Below are 16991 nucleotides of genomic sequence, written 5' to 3'. Positions count from 1 at the left end.
ACAAGGACACCCCGCCCGACCAGGCTGCCGCCGCGCTCGGCCTCAGCGCCGCCAACACCCGCAAGCTGCTGGCCCGCTACGGCCGCTGGAGTCCCTACCGCTGACCGGCCGGACGGACGCGACGGAAACGCCGCGCGGGGTTCTCCGGTGGGGCGCCGGGTGTGCGGCCTCCGTCGCGGCCCTGCTGGCCAAGGCCGCACCCCCGTACGGCCGAACGTACCCTGCCGACACCCGCCACCTCGCCGCCCAGTGCTCTACCCGGTGACGCCGAGCATGTTGTCAGGGCTGCAGTACGGGCAGGCCTCGATGCCCTCGGCGAGCATCCGGCGCACCTGCTCGGCGTCAGCGGGCTTGCCGCGGCCCATGCTGCAGTCCCGGCGTGGACCCGGAGCCCCTTCAGCCCGCTGCCGGTCCGGATCCCCTCGACCTTCCACTCAGGCGGCGCGGGAGGCGGCCGCCGGGCCCGGACCTCGGCGAGCTCGGCCTCCAGGGCGGCGATGGTCTGTGCGGCCTGCCGCTGCTGCCAGGCCAGCCACTCCGCCACGGCCCGCCAGCTCTCCAGCCGGGCCTCCAGCTCACCCACCACGATCACCCTCCTCCTCCGGCTCGACCACGAACCTGCCGCCGATGAGCCGCACCACGACCTCCGGCTCGCCGCCGGGCGCGTCCTGGGCGGCTCGCCACAGCCGCGTACGCCCCACCCGGCCCGGGTCGCCGTCCGCCCAGTACGGGTGGTCGCCGATCCGGCAGGAGAGCCGCAACAGCTCCGCCCTCAGCTCGGCCGCCCCCGCGCCCGGGTGCCCGGCGAGCCGGTTGTAGAGCCGCATCCAGGCCTGCTGGAGGGCAACCAGATCCGGGGGAAAGCGGTCGGAGGGTCTCGGGCCGCCCGGGTCTCTGCTCACGCCGCGGTCGTCCACCCGCGGGCGCGAGCCTGCCGGCACAGCTCCGCCCCGCCCGCGCGGGAGCGGCCCGGCGCCGCCCAGTACGGGTGGCCGTACAGCCGGCAGGACAGCACGATCAGGCGCCGCCGGAGCACCGCGGTGCCCGCCCCGGCCTGGGCACGGGCGAGCGCGTCATAGGTACGCAGCCACGCGGCCTGCAGCGCCACCAGGTCGTCGGGGAAACGGAACGATTCCATCCACCAAGTGGAACATGTGTTCGATTTCAGAGGGGAGCGGCACGCCCTTCCCTCGCCGACCGGCTGTGACTTAGCGCTGTAATTGGCCCCTGAGCGTTCTTGTTGGCCCGGTGAGCGTTGTACTTGGCCAAAGGCCCGAGTCAACCCGGCGGGTAGGCCCGAGGTGGAACGCGATGAGGCCCCCTCTACCCTGGCCCGATGATGGATGCGGATGCGCGGGACTTTCGGGTCGGCGATGTGTTGTCGGTCGCTTGTCCGTTCACGCCGGCCAGGGTTGAGCAGGGCGTGACCTGGGACAACGTGTCCGTGCGATGGCCCTGGTGGGAAATCGACGGCGCCAGCGACTTCATCCACTGGAACGGCATCGTTGGCCTGGGCGTGGACACTGGCGAGTACGTCGCGCCTGAAGTGCAGGCAGAGCTGTACCGCACCGAACCGCCGCCCCACCATCTGAAGGCGGGAGACATCTGCAGGGTCGGAGTGCCCCCGACCGTGGTGCACGTGACAGCCGTCGACCACCATGATCCACCCCTGGAGACGGGCTGGCTCCCCCGCCCGAAACGGACGGTGACCGTGCTGCGCCACGGCCTGTCCTACCGCGAGTTTCCCGACGGGAGTCATGTCAACGGCTCCGGGTACGATCTTTATCCCGGCGACGGGATCCCCTTCAGCTTTGAACTGTTGATGCGGCCGTACACCCACCTCGACCCGGGCGACGAGGTCGCTGACGTCACTGGCCGGGCATGGCGGTTCGACGGGCCCTGGGAGTGGACGCCCTTCGACGGAGAACCCGTCGGCACGGGACCCAAGTGGCCACTCGTCCTGCTCACCCGCGCAGGAGCACCATGCTCCATTGAGCAAGCCGAGGCAGTGGCCGCGAGCACAGCGAACGGTTCGCACCAGGAGACGGTCCGAGACTGGATGTCACTCACTGGGGCCTCACCGACGCCCTGACCGGCGTCGTCGTCGTTGTCTTCGTCTTCCGAGGCTGAGCACGGACTTGGCCGGACGGGCCAACTACGGCGCTAAGTCACACCGGCTGGAGGCTCGCTCTGTACCGGCGGTCTGGTCGGCCGTACCGCGGCGGCGCGTGGTCTGGTCGGGTGGGACGCTGGAGGAGGGGCACAGCAGCGTGGAGGTTTGTGTGCGTCCGACCTGGTCAGGGGCTATTTCGTTCGGGCTGGTCACCATTCCGATCAAGGTCTACCCCGCTACCGAGTCGCACGCGGTGTCCTTCCGGCAGATCCACCTCGCCGACGGCGGACGGATCCGGAACCGGAAGGTCTGCGAGGTCGACGGCCAGGAGCTGCGGCAGGACGAGATCGGCCGCGGCTACGAGACCGCCACGGGCACGCTCGTGGAGATCACCGACGCCGACCTCGACAACATGCCGCTGCCCACCGCGAAGGCCATCGAGATCGTCGCGTTCGTCCCGGCCGACAGCATCGACCCGATCCAGATCGGCGCCTCCTACTACCTCGCCGCCGACGGCGTCGGCGCCAAGCCGTACGAGCTCCTGCGCCAGGCCCTGCAGCGCAGCAGCAAGGTCGCCGTCGCCAAGTTCGCGATGCGCGACCGCGAGCGCCTGGGCCTCCTGCGCGTCATGGACAAGGTGATCGTCCTGCACGGGCTGCGCTGGCCGGACGAGATCCGCTCCACCGACCAGGTCCCCGTCCCCGACACCACCGTCACCGAAGCCGAGGTCGACGCCGCCGTGGCCCTCGCCGAAACACTGTCCGGGCTCGACATGAGCGAGCTGCGCGACGGGTACCGGGCCGCCTTGGAGCAGGTCATCGCCGCGAAAGCCGGCGGCGAGCGCCCCGCGGTCGCCGAGCCGGCCGAGCCGGCCTCCGCCGAGGTCGTCGACCTGATGGCCATGCTGGAAAGGTCCGTCGCCGACGCCAAGAGTGCCCGCACCGGCGCCGCCGACGCCACCATTCACGATCTCCCGGCCCCGAAGAAGGCCACCTCCAAGAAGACGGCCGCGAAGAAGAACTCGGCGGCGCAGGCCAAGAAGACGGCCGCGAAGCGGAAGCCACCCCAGAGCGCCTGAGCCCAGCAGATACCCGAACGGAATCCGCTGGGGCCACGGCCCTGGCAACGAGGGCCGCAGCCCGCCAGCCCGGTCATCCGCAGCGTGACCTCGCGCCGCCGAGGCGTTGAGACGGCGACACGTGCCAGCCGGCCCACCCACCCCGGGCCGGTATCCGTGTGACGGCCCCGCCCCCCGCCCGGCGACGGGGCCGTCGTCACGCCAGCGGCCGGACGAGGCTGCGCCACCGATGTCCGGCCACCGCCACGCTCAGATGCCGATGTTGCGCCCGTAGTACTCGCCGACCTGCGCGCGGTATGCGGCATCACCGCGGTGCTTGTCCTTGTCGTACTCCGGAGAGTCCTTGATCTGGTCCTTGGTCAGGTTGACCTGGACCTCCTTCTCCGCAACATCGACCCGCACGACCGTACCCGCGGGCAGCAGGACCTCCTTGCCGAAGATCCACGGACCGGTGTCCACCACGATGTAGGAGGACCCGACCTCCTCCGTCGCCTCGTCGACCTTGCCGATGTGCCCGTCCGACGCCTGGACCTTGAAGCCCACCAGGCTCGTGCCAGGGGTGTAGTGGGTCTCGGGGTTGTAGCTCCACATGTTCTCAGCCATGGGGAACGCTCCTTCTGCACTTGTCGATCATGACGCCGCGATCCCTTCCCGCCGCAGCCCCCCGTACAGCCTGGCGCTACGCCACCCGCCCGAAGCAGCCACCCGAATGGCCCGAGGATCAGGTCCCGCCCCGCGCCGCCCCGACCGCCGCCGGCGCGCGCTCTTCACGGCTGGGGTACCGCATCGCCTCCAGCGGCCGCTACGCCGTCGCGAACACCTTCATGAACGGAGACGCTCCCCGCCAGGAACCCTTGACGAACACCGACTGGTCCAACGGCGTCCTCGTCGACACCTCCGGCACCGACATCATGAGCGGCGCCTGGGCAACGACAACATCGACGTGGCGGACGGGGCCGGCGGCGACACCGCCAACGGTGGCCTGGGCTCCGACACCTGCACCGCCGATACCGGCGACACCCTCACCAGCTGCTGATACCGGCCCACCTGGGGCCGCAGAGTGCACGCGGTGCTACCGCGGACACCCTGCGGCCCTCCGCCAGGTCCCGACCTCCGAATCCAGCAGGCGTTTTACCGAGACTGGGGCCCGCCGCGCAGCCCACCGAGTCCGCCGCCGAGCCGACCAGGCTGACCACTGCGAACCCTGCATGATCCTGGGGGCGGTACCGGCTGCTACGGGCTCGTCGGGGGCACGCAAGGTAGCTCGTTTGGCGGATGGTCCGTTTGTTCTTGGCCCCGCTGCTCGTCATGGTGTGGGCGGACTACGGGAACTGCCGTCGCGCGATCCGCGCGGGGCCGGCCCGGTGGAAGGGATGTCCTCGTGTTTCGACGCACCGTGCTGGTGGCCGTCGCCGGCTTGGCGGTCAGTGCCTTGTTGACGACGCCGACCGTGGGTCAGGCCCGGCCGGCGAAGATGGCCGCGGACCCGAAGGTCACCGATGAGGTCTGGATGGACCTCACTGCCGGTGGGGAACCGGCCGGGCGGATCGTCATCGGCCTGTTCGGCAACATCGTCCCCAAGACAGCCAGGAACTTCAGGGAACTGGCCCAGAAGCCGCAGGGCGAGGGCTACAAGGGTTCGAAGTTCCACCGGATCGTCCGGGACTTCCACCTCCAGGGCGGGGACTACACCCGAGGGGATGGCACCGGTGGCCGCAGCATCTACGGGGAGAGGTTCGAGGACGAGAACTTCAATCTGAAGCACTACGGGGCCGGGTGGCTCTCGATGGCCAACGCCGGTGAGGACACCAACGGCTCGCAGTTCTTCATCAGCTTCACGAAGACCTCGTGGCTGGACGGCAAGCACGTCGTCTTCGGCAAGGTCGTCCGCGGCATGGACGTCGTCCGCTCCCTCGAGGACGACCTCACGGGCAACCGGGACAAGCCCCTGCGGGACATTGTGATCGCGGACAGCGGCACCCTTCCGGTGGAGGCGCCCTATGGCGTGCCGAGGGAGGGCGCGCTCTGACACCTCTGCCCCCAACCGGCCGGTGCCGGGCTTCTGGCTCCTCCCGCGAGTGCAGGCGCACCCACCGACCGCCCTGCGTCCTGGCGTCGACGTCCTCGCCGCGCTGCGCTACCTGCTCCGCGCGGCCGCCGAGCGTACCGACAGCCCGCTGTTCGTCTGTTCGTCCGCGTCGACCGGGGGGAACCACTTCCGCCCGGTCCGCGATGATGCCTTCCGTGATGCCGGCACCTCATGGGACGGTTCGGACGGCAGACTCATGGCACTCCCGGAACGGCGTGAGAAGTCAGTCCTTTCCGCATATGTGGCACATGTCGCCGTAGATCCGCGTGTTCAGTTGCGCTGAATGACGTTGCCCCGATGCCCTTGGGACAGGAACACCGCAGTGGCGAGGCCGAGCCCGAGGACACCGCACGCAACGATCCTGTGCCCCCATGCGCAGGACCCGTTGAGGCTCTAGGGTTGAAACGAAGACATACCAGTGATCAGGGGCATTCTCACTCGTCGCTCCTGCGCGGGGCATCGGCGGTCGCGATCGCCTCATCGTCAGCCGGCCACGTCATGGAGCAGTCGGCAGACATCGCCGTGGCACTGTCGCCCCTGCTGCCGCCGAGGCCGAGATCGAAGCCCAGGGCTGACGCAGCCCACCTCGGCACGCCGGGCAGCCGTTTCCATCCTGAGGACCACAGGGCCAGGCAGGAGTGCATCGATGTCTCAGAGCTCGAGCCCCGCCATGCGTGCGGTGCCTGCCAGCACGCCCGAGGAACGCGCGGCCTACGGCAAGGAGGCCCGGCGCCGCGCGCCACGGTCTGAGCACGCCGTGTACCGGCCGTCTCCGGACAGGTCGGACCCGCTGGCGATCCTGGAGGCGCAGTCCCTGGCGCGGGTGCCGGAGCTGGTCCCGATCCGCTACAGCAGGATGTCGGAGTCTCCCTTCCGGTTCTACCGGGGAGCCGCCGCGATCATGGCGTCCGACCTGGCCGGCAGCCCGGACTCGGGAATCACGGCCCAGCTGTGCGGGGACGCGCACCTGTTGAATTTCCGGCTGTTGGCATCTCCGGAGCGGCGGCTGATGTTCGACATCAACGACTTCGACGAGACACTGCCCGGCCCCTGGGAATGGGACGTCAAACGACTGTCAACGAGCCTGGTGATCGCCGCCCGCGCGAACGGCTTCGACGACGCCGAGCGCGCACGCATCGTGAGGTCTGCCGTGCGCTCGTACCGCGGGGCGATGCGCGGCTTCGCCGGCATGGGCAACCTCGACGTCTGGTACGCGAAGATCGACGCGGACCGCCTGGAGGCCCTCACCACGGGTCAGCTCGACAAGGGCGGACGGAAGAAACTGACCCGTGCCATGGCGAAGGCCCGCACGCACGACACCCTGCAGGTCTTCGACAAACTCACGGAACTCGTCGACGGTCGGCCGAGGATCGCGGCGGACCCCCCGTTGCTGGTACCGGTCGCGGACCTACTGCCGGACGTCGAGCGCAGCGCGCTCGAGCGTCGGTTCCGCGGGCTGCTGGAACGCTACGGCCTGACGATGGCAACCGACCGGCGGGTACTCCTGGAGGACTATCGGCTGGCGGACGTGGCCCGCAAGGTCGTCGGCGTCGGCAGCGTCGGTACCCGCTGCTGGATCTTGCTGCTGCTCGGCCGCGACGGCCGGGACCCGCTCTTCCTGCAGGCCAAGGAAGCCGACACCTCCGTGCTCGCCGCCCACGTCGGCGCGAGCCGGTACCGCAACCAGGGCGAGCGCGTGGTCTCGGGACAGCGGTTGATGCAGGCGGCGAGCGACATCTTCCTCGGCTGGGAACGGGTGGACGGGATCGACGGCAAGCAGCGCGACTTCTACATCCGCCAGCTGCACGACTGGAAGGGGATCGCCATGCCGGAGACGATGTCGCCCGGGCAGCTGGAGACGTTCGGCGAGGTGTGCGGCATCACTCTTGCCCGTGCGCACGCGCGGTCCGGCGACCGGATCGCGATCGCCGCGTACCTGGGCCGCGGCGAAGTCTTCGACCGGGCGCTCGTCGCCTTCGCCGAAGCGTACGCCGACCAGAACGAACGTGACCATAACATCCTGGTCGACGCAGTGAGCGCAGAGCGGCTACCGGCGCAAGAACTGCCAGCGGCCTGATCCCCAGCGTCTTCGGATTCAGGGGCAGCGGGACACAGGGGAGTCGTGGGTGAGCGCGCAAAGCATCTGCTCACCGCGTCTGTTGTCCGGGTAGGTTTCGATGAGCGAGCTCTGCCGTGAAGTCGTTCCATGGACGGGTGACGTCTCGGGCGGCAAGCTCGGCAGCCCGCTGGAAGTTGCCGTTCCTCGAATGCCCGGGGGCTTCGGTGTCCTTGTTGACATCCCCGTTGTGCTTGATGAGCTGGGCGCAGTCGGTGGGCTTGATACCCGTCGGCTGGAAGTCGGGGTAGCAACCCGTGGCCAAGTCTTCGGGGATGAGGCCAGCAGCTTCCCCGGTCCTCAGGCAGAAGCTGCGCGTGCACTGCACCGACGGCGCGAGGGCGAGTGCCTATCGGGTCCGGGCGTGGAGGAGCACCTTCATCCCCGGAACCAGGGCATCAGAGGGGCGCCCGTCCTGAGTACGGCGGCGCGCCCGGACGGCCGTGTGGTGCGGGCCTGCACCACGCGCCCGGACGGCAGTGTGGTGCGGGCCTGTACCTGCCCCCGCGTGGACTCGCCAGTGAGCGGCCGTTGTGGGGCGGCCGGCTTACTGGCGGGCCATGTGCATGCGCATCTCGCTTTCGGCGTCGAGGATGAGGTCGCCGGACAGGTCGACGGTGACGCTGTGGAGGGTGCCGGTGAAGGGGAACGGCGCCTGGTAGTCGGGGGTGACGGCAGAACCGGGGTTGGCGCCGCAGGCCATGCCGCCCGGGTTGAAGGTGATCGGGGTGGTGACCGGCATGTCGCTCTCGCCGACCAGGCGGCCGTCGATGTAGAGCTGGGCGCGGCCGGGTGCGCCCTTGCCGTGGGCGATGTCGGGGGCGCCGGTGGGCTCGAACTCGAAACGCAGCGCGTGCCGCCCCTCGGGCAGGCTCTCGCTGGAGACCACGTGGTGCAGGGCCCGCTGGACGTAGTTGTGGGCGTAGTGCAGGTGGCCGTCCTTGACGTAGAGGGACCAGCCGCCGGCGTTGGTGCCCTGGCAGAGCAGGACGCCCTGCGCGCCGCCGGGCGGGATCTCGACGTCGGCGGTGACGCTGTGCGGGCGGTTGAGGACCCGGGGTGCGACTGCGGCGGGCACGGCCTGGGTGCCCGAACGGAAGGTGTAGCTGGTGCTGTTCTGGGTGATCTGCGGGCGCTCGGTCATGATGCGCTGCAGGACGCTGCCGTCGATCGGCATCACGTTGTACTTGCCGGCCTCCACGTACCACAGGGCGATCATCTCGATGAGTTTGCTGCGGTGCTCCTGGGCGAGATTCCGGGTCTCGGCGATGTCCTCGTCGACGTGGTAGAGCTCCCAGTGCTGGGCGTCGAGGTCGTTGAGATCCGCCATCGTGATCGGAGTGCCGAACGGCCGCTCGGCCTCGGCGAATGAGGGGCCGGGCCAGGGGCAGACCGCCCGCCACCCGTCGTGGTCGATCGCCCGGTGCCCGAGCATCTCGTAGTACTGGGTGCGGTGGCGGCTCGCCGCGCCGGCGTCGTCGAAGGTGTGCGCGAAGCTGACGCCGTGCAGGGGCGACTGGGTGACACCCCGAATGGTCGCGGGCGCCTCGACGCCGAGCACGTCCAGGACGGTGGGGACCATGTCGATGATGTGCGCGAACTGGTCGCGGATCTCACCGCGGGCCCGGATGCCGTCGGGCCAGTGGACGAGGAACGGGTCGCTGACGCCACCGCGGTAGGTCTCCCGCTTCCACCGCCGGAACGGCGTGTTGCCCGCCCACGTCCATCCCCACGGGTAGTGGTTGAACGTGGTGGGGCCACCGAGCTCGTCGATCCGCGCCAGGCTCTCCTCCAGCGTCTCGGGCGCGTTGTTGAAGAACTGCACCTCGTTGGTGGTGCCGGTCACCCCGCCCTCGGCGCTCGCCCCGTTGTCGGAGACCACCATGATCAGCGTGTTGTCGAACTCGCCGGTCTCCTTCAGGAAGTCCACCAGCCGCCCGAGGTGGTGGTCGGTGTGGGAGAGGAACCCTGCGTAGACCTCCATCAACCGCGCGGCAAGTCTCCTCGCCTCCGGGGACAGTGACTCCCACGCGGGCACGTCCGGATCGCGCGGGGACAGCTGCGCGTCCGCGGGCAATACTCCGAGCTGCTTCTGCCGGGCGAAGGTCTGCTCGCGGTAGGCGTCCCAGCCGTCGTCGAACCGCCCCCGGTAATGGTCCGCCCACTCCTGCGGCACATGGTGCGGGGCATGGGTCGCACCGGGGCACAGGTTCAGGAAGAACGGCTTGTCCGGGGCGACCTGCTTGGCGTCGGCGATGAACGACATCGCCCGCTCCACGAGGTCCTCCGTCAGGTGATAGCCCTCCTCCGGCGTGGCCGGCGGTTCGACCTGGTGGTTGTCGTACACCAGGTCCGGATACCACTGGCTCGTGTCGCCGCCCAGGAACCCGTAGAACCGCTCGAAGCCCCGTCCCAGCGGCCACCGGTCGTACGGGCCCGCCGCCGATTCCTGTTCCGAGGGCATCAGATGCCACTTGCCGACCATGTACGTGTTGTAGCCGCGCTGCAGCAGCATCTCCGACAGGAACCCGTTCTCGAACGGGATCTGTCCGTTGTAGCCCGGGTAGCCGGTGGCCAGCTCCGTGATCGCCGCCATGCCGTTCGCGTGGTGGTTGCGGCCCGTGATGATGCACGAGCGCGACGGCGAGCACAGCGCGGTGGTGTGCATGTTGCTGTACAGCAGCCCGCCCGCGGCAAGCGCGTCCAGATTCGGCGTCTCGATCGGACTGCCGTAGCAGCCCAGCTGACCGAACCCGGTGTCGTCGAACACGATGAACAGCACGTTCGGCGCACCCGCCCCCGCCCGCACCGGCTGCGGCCACGCCGGACTCGACTCATCGGTCGTCCGCCCGACCACACCCGGGAACCGCTGCCCCGGCCCGTACTCACTCCACGACGACTGCGCCATCTGTCTCCGTCCCACCACCGGTGCGAACACCGGTGCTGTGTGTGCGGCTGTGCGGCCTGCAACGACCCAGAGCCCTGCCGCCGACCCGGGATCCGTATCGGACGGCCGGGCAGGAGTGCCCTGGCCCTGGCAGGGGCGCCCGGGCTCCTCCACGCTAGGACGCCACCATCACCACGGCGAGCGGGGTGCGCTGTCTGGTGTCCTCCCCGCGAGAAGCCGCGGGGAGGCAGCGCTCTTGCCTACACCCCCAGTGATACGCGAGTAGGTGGAGGCCTCCACCGGTCCACCGCCGCCAGGCGATCAGCTACCTCGGCTGGTCCTACGGCACCAACTCCTCCGGCGCCCTCATCGCCGTCGACTGCCTCGACCAACCGCACCCCAAGGACCCGCACCCCCTACTGGGACCTGCCCGACCGGGCGAACCGCGAGGCCGGGGCCCACGGCACCTCCAACGTCCTCGCCGAGCTCACCTGCAAGGACTGGCCCGCCGGAGCGCAGAAGACGCACCGCGTCCAAGCCGAGGGCCGCCCCCAGTCCTGGTCGTCGGCACCACCAGCGACGAACCCCGTACCCCTTCGGAAGCACCAGTGCTGCGCACGCGGCAAGGACGCCCGACGATGGCACCATGACTCACCGGCTGCGCTTCGAAAACCTCGGGTTCCTTGAACGCGCACCCGTCCGGCAAGCATGCACCCGAGACCTCCATACCCCGGCGCACCTCCTCTTCGAACAGCTCGCCGCCCAACCGCAGCACTGGCCACGCTGGCTCAGCTTCGCGCGTGAATGCCAGTACCAAGGAGCACCCCCATACGGCGTCGGCACGATGCGGCACCTGCGTGTCGCCGGCGGCCTACGCTTCCATGAGGCCGTCATCGCCTGGGACCCGGGCGAACGTTTCGCCTACCGCATCGAGGAAACGAACGCGCCCGGCATCGCCGCGATGGTTGAAGAGTGGAAACTGACCCCGCTGTCCCAGACGCAGACCCGGGTCAGCTGGACCATGGCAGCCGACGGCCCCCGGCCCGTACGTCTGTTGATGCGCGCCGGCCGCAGTCGTGTGGACAAGACCTTCGGCAAAGCGATGCAGCGACTGGACCGCATGCCACGCTCACCACAGTAAGACCCTTCAGCCTCAGCAGCCTGGCACGCACCCAGCATCGCCGCAGTACGCCACCGCCTGTAGCGTTTGGGGGAACTTGCACGTCGGAGACCTCGCCCGCAGGGTGAGCGCAGTGTCCAGCCACGCGTCCCTGTCCGCGGGCAGCCGAATTGCGCGGGTTACCCGTCAGCGGTGCTGAGGGCCGGCCCAGTGATGGACACGTTGCCGCTGACCGGGGCGATCTGTGAGACGGTCACGTTCTCGAAGGTGAGGGTGCGGGTGGGAACAGCGGGGTGAGCTAGCCACGGGGGCAGGGCGTCGGGTGTGACGGTGACGCTGCGGTCCGCCGGGAGCGGAGCGCCGCCCAGGCCGATCACTGTGCCGGACAGCTTCTGGGTGTACAGAGTCACCACGTCCTTGCCCGTGACCGTAGATGTGGTCGCGGGCTTGGCCCGCAGGCGCATAGCCGCGCCGCCGCCGCCCACCGTCAGATCGAGATCGTCGATGTCCAGCGACCGTACGGTGAACTTCAGGGCCCGCTCGGACCCGGCCGCAGTCCGCACGGTGACCACACCGTGGAAGACACTGCCGTGGAGCACGAGTCTGCCGGCGCGCAGCACCCAGGGGGCGTTCGCCGGGCGGGCCGGAGGCTGGTCAATCGGCGTGCCGGTCCCGGCTGATGTCTTGGAGGTGCCGATGCCGCCGGCGAGTAACGCCTTCGAGGCCGCTGGTGTGGCGAGCGGTAGGACCACAGACAGCGCGGCTGCTGCCAGCGCGCAGACGAGGGGCCTCAGCAGTCGGCCGGTCAAGCGGCTCTTCATCGCACTGCTCAGATGGCCGGGCTCGGATTCCTGTCCGCTTGCTGCACGACCGGTCAGGTCGTCACTTCTCAACGTGCTCCTCACCCACGGGGATGGTCGTTGGTGCACGGTTCGTTGCGGGCTGCGGCTCGGCGGTGCCCGTCGGAGGGATCCAGGCACAGGCCAGGGACCCGCCGATCAAGCCGGAGAACAACCCGATCAGGAGGCCCCCGAAATTGGCGACGGGAAACGAGACGAGGGAAAGCAGAATGACCGTGATCCCCGCGAGCACGCGCACCTGCTGGTGGAACCAGAGGGAGATGCCCAGGGCCACGAGGAGCACCCCGATGATCAGCGACCCCGAGCCGCCCACTGTCGACAGTGCCAGCGGGATGGCGCCGAAATTCAGGTTTGCGTACGGGATGTAGATGATGGGCAGCCCCGCCGCGAGCGTGAACAGTCCCGCCCAGAAGGGACGTTCGTTCCGCCAGATCCTGAACCGCTGTCGGGCGTCGGCGCAGCGACGCCTAAATTCCGACGTCTGCCGAATAGATTGGGGAACACGTGGCCTTTCCATCGTGAGCGGCGGGCGGGTGCATGTGGCGAGCGGGCGTGAAAGGTGTGTGTTCCGTTCCGGGGGTCAGAAGCACTCGTGTTGGCCTGGCGTGAGTTTCACGTCGAGGTCCGGAATGTTGAACGTGGCGGCCGAGACCGCGACCGTGGTCGCGTGCACGTCGCTGAAGGTGGCCGAATCCGCCTGTTGTGCAAAGCCGTTGGGATCGAAGAACCGGGAATTCCTGTCCGCCGGATTGATGGGGCCCTTGCTGACGGCTCCGGCCGCCACACCGATGTCGATGCCGTCGAAATTTGCCTGCCCGATCGACAAGGAGGTCGCGTCGAGGAACAAGTTCTTCGCCTGGACCTGGCTTTTTTCCCCGCCGGTGAGCCTGAGCGTGTACGGGCCCAGGACCGGGATCGGGACCACCACTGACAGGCACAGCCCGCTGATTTCCGCACGGCTGGCCCCGGTGACCACGACCGGCACGAGGGCGCCCTTCCTGGTCACGTCCACCATGCCGTAGATGCTCAGTCCATGGGCGTTCAGAGTGTCCACGGACACCGGGAACTTCTGGCCGGAGATGAAGAACGACGCAGCCAGTGCCCCTTGCGCCATGCTGATACCCAGGGCCGCGGCTGCCGTGACACTGGGGACGAGAACGGCGGCGAAGCGCTTCCAGGAGGTCCTGCCGACGCGGAGCAGCATTCCGTCTCCTCCGATCACGAGGTGGCCCACCGACTCCCGACGGGGGTAGGCGACGTCCCTCCGTCTAGTGGCGGATCCTAGACTTCCGGGTGCGGCAGCGGACGGCACTTCAGGTCGGCCAGACGGGTGATGCAGTCCCCGTTGCGGCATCCGGATGACACGCGGTGCAGTGACGTGGTCGATGCCTGCGATCTGCCGACCATCGATCGAGTGGACCCACATCGGGTTTCCGCGGCGGGTGCCGTACCGCTTCGACCCTGCACATATGTGGCGGGACCGCACGGGCGTGCCGTGGCCAGGCCCCGCCGCTTCAGCTCCTGGGTGGCCCCACGCGGCGTGTCCTTGCCGACGTCGGTCTGTCGCGCTGCGTCGACCTGTAGAAGGTGGTCACGGGTGCGGTCCTGCGGGATCAGCGGGGCCGTCGCAGACTGGGCCGAGGGCGGCGACGACCGGCCGGGAGGGTCCGGCGGGTGGATCTGGAGGGCTGGTACATGAGCAGTGGCGCCTGGACCGTGGCGGCGGTGGCGGCCGTCACGGCCGCGTACGCGCTGGGCTCGCGTCGGCTGTCCTCGACGCCGTTGTCGTCGGCGATCGTGTTCGTCGGCTGCGGCGTTCTCCTCGGGCCGGCCGTGCTGGACATCGTCGACCTGGAGCAGGACGCCGCGCCGATCGTGGCGCTTCTCGAAGTCACTCTGGCGCTCGTGCTGTTCACCGATGCCATGTCGGTGCGCAGACGGGACCTTCGGACCGGTGGCTTTCTACCCGGTCGTCTGCTGGGTATCGGACTGCCCCTGAGCATCGGAGCGGGCTGGCTCCTTGCGTGGCCTTTGCTGCCGGGGCTGACGATGTGGGAGCTCGCACTTGTCGGTGCCATCCTCGCCCCGACCGACGCCGCCCTCGGGAAGACCGCGATGTCCCACCCGCGGGTCCCGGCGCTCGTACGTCACGGACTGAATGTCGAGAGCGGCTTGAACGACGGCATGGTGCTGCCCTTCTTCATCCTCTTCCTCGCAGCCATTCCGGGCACGCACTACGCTCAGGAGGGCGTTGCGGGTGTCTTCTGGCGCGCCCTGGTGCTGAGCACCGCCATCGGTCTGCTGATCGGGTGGCTGGGAGGCCGGCTGCTGCAGTGGTCCCGGGCCCGGGGGTGGGTCGCATGGGAGTGGCGGCAGGTCTATCTGCCGGCCGTCGCGGCAGGGGCGTACGCACTCGCCGTGGTGACGGACGGCAGCGGCTTCATCGCTGCCTGGGTGGCCGGCTTCGCCTGCGGGTTCGCCCTGCGCCACTTCCCGGCCGGCGGCGAGAAGGAGAACACGGACCGCACGGTCGAGTTCAGCGAAACCCTCGGGGGACTCCTGGCGGCGATCAGCCTCCTCGTCTTCGGGGCGGTGCTGCTCGGCCCTGCACTGGAGCATCTGAGCTGGCGGATCATTCTGTACGCGGTGCTGAGCCTCACCGTCGTCAGGATGCTGCCGGTGGCCCTCTCACTTGCCGGGAGCGGACTAAGGCCCTGCACGGTGGCGTACATCGGCTGGTTCGGGCCACGTGGTCTCGCGTCCGTGGTCCTGGCGCTGCTCGTAGTGGAGGAACACGTTCCGGGGGTGGAACTCCTGGGGAGGGTGGTCGCGATCACCGTCGGCCTCAGCGTTCTCCTGCACGGCGTCTCGGCCGTACCCCTCGCCGAGCGGTACGGCCGATGGCACGAGAAGGCCGCGGCCGCCTCCCCTGATCTGCGCGAGGGCACCCCCGTCCCCGCGCCCCCCGCGCGCCGCGGGCTCGGCCTCCGCGACCGGCCCGAGACGTGACGCGTCGCCACTCGGCGCGGATTCGGCATGTTCGGGACAGTTGGCCCGTCGTTCCCTGAGGGCTCCTCCGCGGGGTACGCGGTCGCTCAGATCTCCAGCCGTAGTCGCCACCAGCTACCTCCCTCGCCCTGGCCCGCTCGGGCACCGGCCCACTCGTCTCGGCCGCTGAACAGTCGAACACTCCCAAGAGCACCCCGGCGACGACGTTTTGCATGGTGGCAACGGCTTGGAGGGCTTGGACGGCGTGGGCTCGGACATGGGCTACCAGGGCCAGGCAGGAATACCGCCCGGTTCGAATGACGCTCCCCGCCAGCTGGCGCTTCCGCCTGGACGGCGGCGCGTCGGGAGGCGTACGCGAACGACCAGGGCCAGCTGGCCTCGTTGGTCGCGGTGACAGCCCGTTCGAACCGGAGCAAGGCCGACCAGGATCCGGCGCAGTGGCTGCCGCCGTCCGCGGACGCGCTGTGCCGGTACGGCGCGGAGTGGACCGCGACGAAACTGCGGTGGGGCCTCGCGGTCGATGAGGCGGAGCGCGACCGGCTGCTCGACATCGCGGCCGGCTGCGGCGGTACCGACGTGGAGTTCACCCCCGCCCCGTAGAACACCCCCGAAGGTGAGGGTCGCCACCTCGACAGGTGGCGGCCCTTTGCCGTGCTCCCGAACTGCTCCTGACCCCGGTGGGACCCTGTGGGTCCAACGACGAGCGCTGTTGGGCTGCCGCAGGTGTGGGTGGCGGCGCGGGCGGGGCAGAGTGGCTGGCGGGAATACGTCGGAGGGTGGTGTGCTGGTGGAGTGGGACTGGTGGACGGCGGAGTTCGGGGACGCGCACGCGGGCGCGGTGGGCTGCGACCAAGCTCCGCTGGGACCTGGACGCCGACGACGCCGAGCGCCAGGCCCTCCTCGGCGTCGCCGAGGACTGCCCGAACACCACCGTCGTCTACGAGCCGGCCCGGTAACCGCCGCTGCGCGGCCGCGGGCTGGGCTGGTTCAGGCGAGGCGGGAGCCGAGCCGGAACCTCAGGTCGCCCGCCGCCCGGCGTACCTCCTCGTGCTGGCTGTCGTCGTCGAGGAGCCCGAGGGGCACCACCAGGGCCCGCGCCTCGTCGGCGCTGATCAGCTTCAGCCGGGGCTCGGTCACGGAGTCAAGGAGCACGTCGAGCAGATCCAGGGTCTCGTCCATGCCGGAACAACGCCGGGACCGGCCCGGCCGTCACCCCGGGCACCGGCTGCGGCGGGCGCGCCTTGCCGGTCCCGGTCGTGCGCCTCAGCGCCCCGGCGGCAGCCAGCCGCGGGCCCGCCAGTACGCCCTGGAGGGCCCGCGGATACTCGGCCGGTGGGGATTCGGCTGATTCGGGCGTGCGGACGGGCCGGGTGCGGGATGGTCGGTGGGCGCCCGGAGCGGGTGCGGAGGTTCGGCTGGTTGGGGAGGTTGCGGGTGGAGGAGACCTGGACGACGGACGAGTACGGGGCCTCGCACGAGGGCTCGGTCGGTGTGCTGCTCGCGGACGGGACCGTGCCGGGGCCGGTGTACTTCGATTCGGGGTCGGGCTCGGGCGGGGAGACGGTGGGGCACTGGAGCGTCTACGACGGCCGCTGGCCGCACGCGCCGAAAGCGGCGGTCCTGCGGGCGGTGTGCTCGTGCGGCTGGACCGGCCCGGAGCACCCGGTCGACTGGGAGTCGATCGGTGGGGCCCCCTTCCGTGAGGCCGGGCTGACGGAT

General features: G+C 69.8%; 16 protein-coding genes and 2 pseudogenes. 9 read left to right on the top strand and 9 right to left on the bottom strand.

Annotated elements, in window-relative coordinates; translation table 11 throughout:
* Positions 1 to 254: 254 nt before the first annotated feature.
* From ACFWTC_RS36650 to ACFWTC_RS36640, 3 genes are all read right to left on the bottom strand, one after another.
* Entirely contained in the window at positions 255 to 434 is a 180-nt protein-coding gene (locus ACFWTC_RS36650) for a DUF6233 domain-containing protein (RefSeq protein ID WP_383930613.1), read from the bottom strand.
* A gap of 141 nt (positions 435 to 575) precedes the next feature.
* On the bottom strand, positions 576 to 902 hold the full coding sequence (locus ACFWTC_RS36645) for a hypothetical protein (RefSeq protein WP_384030255.1): 327 nt from the start codon (positions 900 to 902) through the stop codon (positions 576 to 578).
* Positions 899 to 1138: a hypothetical protein gene (locus ACFWTC_RS36640; protein WP_384030257.1), complete on the bottom strand. Its 240-nt coding sequence runs from the start codon at positions 1136 to 1138 to the stop codon at positions 899 to 901. Before ACFWTC_RS36640 ends, ACFWTC_RS36645 begins: the two co-directional genes overlap by 4 nt.
* Before the next feature lie 198 nt (positions 1139 to 1336).
* On the opposite strand from ACFWTC_RS36640, the gene ACFWTC_RS36635 reads away from it, so the two are divergent.
* Together ACFWTC_RS36635 and ACFWTC_RS36630 are read left to right on the top strand one after the other, a co-directional pair.
* Positions 1337 to 2092, top strand: a complete 756-nt coding sequence (locus ACFWTC_RS36635; RefSeq protein ID WP_384030259.1) for a hypothetical protein — start codon at positions 1337 to 1339, stop codon at positions 2090 to 2092.
* Positions 2093 to 2282: 190 nt separating this feature from the next.
* Positions 2283 to 3191: a Ku protein gene (locus ACFWTC_RS36630; RefSeq protein WP_384030261.1), complete on the top strand. Its 909-nt coding sequence runs from the start codon at positions 2283 to 2285 to the stop codon at positions 3189 to 3191.
* 249 nt (positions 3192 to 3440) lie between these two features.
* On the opposite strand, the gene ACFWTC_RS36625 is transcribed toward ACFWTC_RS36630, so the two are convergent.
* The gene (locus ACFWTC_RS36625; RefSeq protein WP_384030263.1) at positions 3441 to 3794 is read right to left on the bottom strand and encodes a PRC-barrel domain-containing protein; all 354 of its coding nucleotides are present in this window, start codon (positions 3792 to 3794) and stop codon (positions 3441 to 3443) included.
* Positions 3795 to 4572: 778 nt separating this feature from the next.
* On the opposite strand from ACFWTC_RS36625, the gene ACFWTC_RS36620 reads away from it, so the two are divergent.
* Both ACFWTC_RS36620 and ACFWTC_RS36615 read left to right on the top strand, forming a co-directional pair.
* Entirely contained in the window at positions 4573 to 5220 is a 648-nt protein-coding gene (locus tag ACFWTC_RS36620; RefSeq protein ID WP_384030265.1) for a peptidylprolyl isomerase, read from the top strand.
* 706 nt (positions 5221 to 5926) lie between these two features.
* On the top strand, positions 5927 to 7357 hold the full coding sequence (locus ACFWTC_RS36615) for a DUF2252 domain-containing protein (RefSeq protein WP_384030267.1): 1431 nt from the start codon (positions 5927 to 5929) through the stop codon (positions 7355 to 7357).
* A gap of 586 nt (positions 7358 to 7943) precedes the next feature.
* Here ACFWTC_RS36615 and ACFWTC_RS36610 read toward each other — a convergent pair.
* Complete coding sequence (locus ACFWTC_RS36610) at positions 7944 to 10178, bottom strand: arylsulfatase (RefSeq protein WP_384030269.1); 2235 nt, start codon at positions 10176 to 10178, stop codon at positions 7944 to 7946.
* Between the two features lie 751 nt (positions 10179 to 10929).
* On the opposite strand from ACFWTC_RS36610, the gene ACFWTC_RS36605 reads away from it, so the two are divergent.
* Positions 10930 to 11424: an SRPBCC family protein gene (locus ACFWTC_RS36605; protein WP_384030270.1), complete on the top strand. Its 495-nt coding sequence runs from the start codon at positions 10930 to 10932 to the stop codon at positions 11422 to 11424.
* Between the two features lie 158 nt (positions 11425 to 11582).
* On the opposite strand, the gene ACFWTC_RS36600 is transcribed toward ACFWTC_RS36605, so the two are convergent.
* The 3 genes from ACFWTC_RS36600 to ACFWTC_RS36590 all read right to left on the bottom strand — a co-directional run bounded on the left by ACFWTC_RS36600 (position 11583) and on the right by ACFWTC_RS36590 (position 13467).
* The gene (locus ACFWTC_RS36600) at positions 11583 to 12212 is read right to left on the bottom strand and encodes a hypothetical protein (protein WP_384030272.1); all 630 of its coding nucleotides are present in this window, start codon (positions 12210 to 12212) and stop codon (positions 11583 to 11585) included.
* A gap of 73 nt (positions 12213 to 12285) precedes the next feature.
* On the bottom strand, positions 12286 to 12780 hold the full coding sequence (locus ACFWTC_RS36595; RefSeq protein ID WP_384030274.1) for a DUF6114 domain-containing protein: 495 nt from the start codon (positions 12778 to 12780) through the stop codon (positions 12286 to 12288).
* Between the two features lie 63 nt (positions 12781 to 12843).
* Entirely contained in the window at positions 12844 to 13467 is a 624-nt protein-coding gene (locus tag ACFWTC_RS36590) for a DUF6230 family protein (RefSeq protein ID WP_384030276.1), read from the bottom strand.
* Between the two features lie 491 nt (positions 13468 to 13958).
* Between ACFWTC_RS36590 and ACFWTC_RS36585 the strand changes: the two genes are divergently transcribed.
* From ACFWTC_RS36585 to ACFWTC_RS36575, 3 genes and pseudogenes are all read left to right on the top strand, one after another.
* Positions 13959 to 15272 carry a cation:proton antiporter gene (locus ACFWTC_RS36585; protein WP_384030278.1) on the top strand — a complete coding sequence of 438 codons (1314 nt, stop codon included), beginning with the start codon at positions 13959 to 13961 and terminating at the stop codon, positions 15270 to 15272.
* Positions 15273 to 15584: 312 nt separating this feature from the next.
* Positions 15585 to 15872: pseudogene (locus tag ACFWTC_RS36580) on the top strand (HNH endonuclease); the annotation flags it as partial.
* Positions 15873 to 16051: 179 nt separating this feature from the next.
* Positions 16052 to 16228, top strand: a complete 177-nt coding sequence (locus tag ACFWTC_RS36575; protein WP_384030280.1) for a hypothetical protein — start codon at positions 16052 to 16054, stop codon at positions 16226 to 16228.
* A gap of 31 nt (positions 16229 to 16259) precedes the next feature.
* On the opposite strand, the gene ACFWTC_RS36570 is transcribed toward ACFWTC_RS36575, so the two are convergent.
* Positions 16260 to 16451 carry a hypothetical protein gene (locus ACFWTC_RS36570; protein ID WP_384030282.1) on the bottom strand — a complete coding sequence of 64 codons (192 nt, stop codon included), beginning with the start codon at positions 16449 to 16451 and terminating at the stop codon, positions 16260 to 16262.
* A gap of 255 nt (positions 16452 to 16706) precedes the next feature.
* Here ACFWTC_RS36570 and ACFWTC_RS36565 point away from each other — a divergent pair.
* Positions 16707 to 16991 (top strand): annotated as a pseudogene (locus ACFWTC_RS36565) (hypothetical protein); the annotation flags it as partial.

Source organism: Streptomyces sp. NPDC058619 (assembly GCF_042717785.1).
Lineage (GTDB): Bacteria > Actinomycetota > Actinomycetes > Streptomycetales > Streptomycetaceae > Streptomyces.
This window is presented reverse-complemented; position numbering and strand designations above follow the sequence as displayed.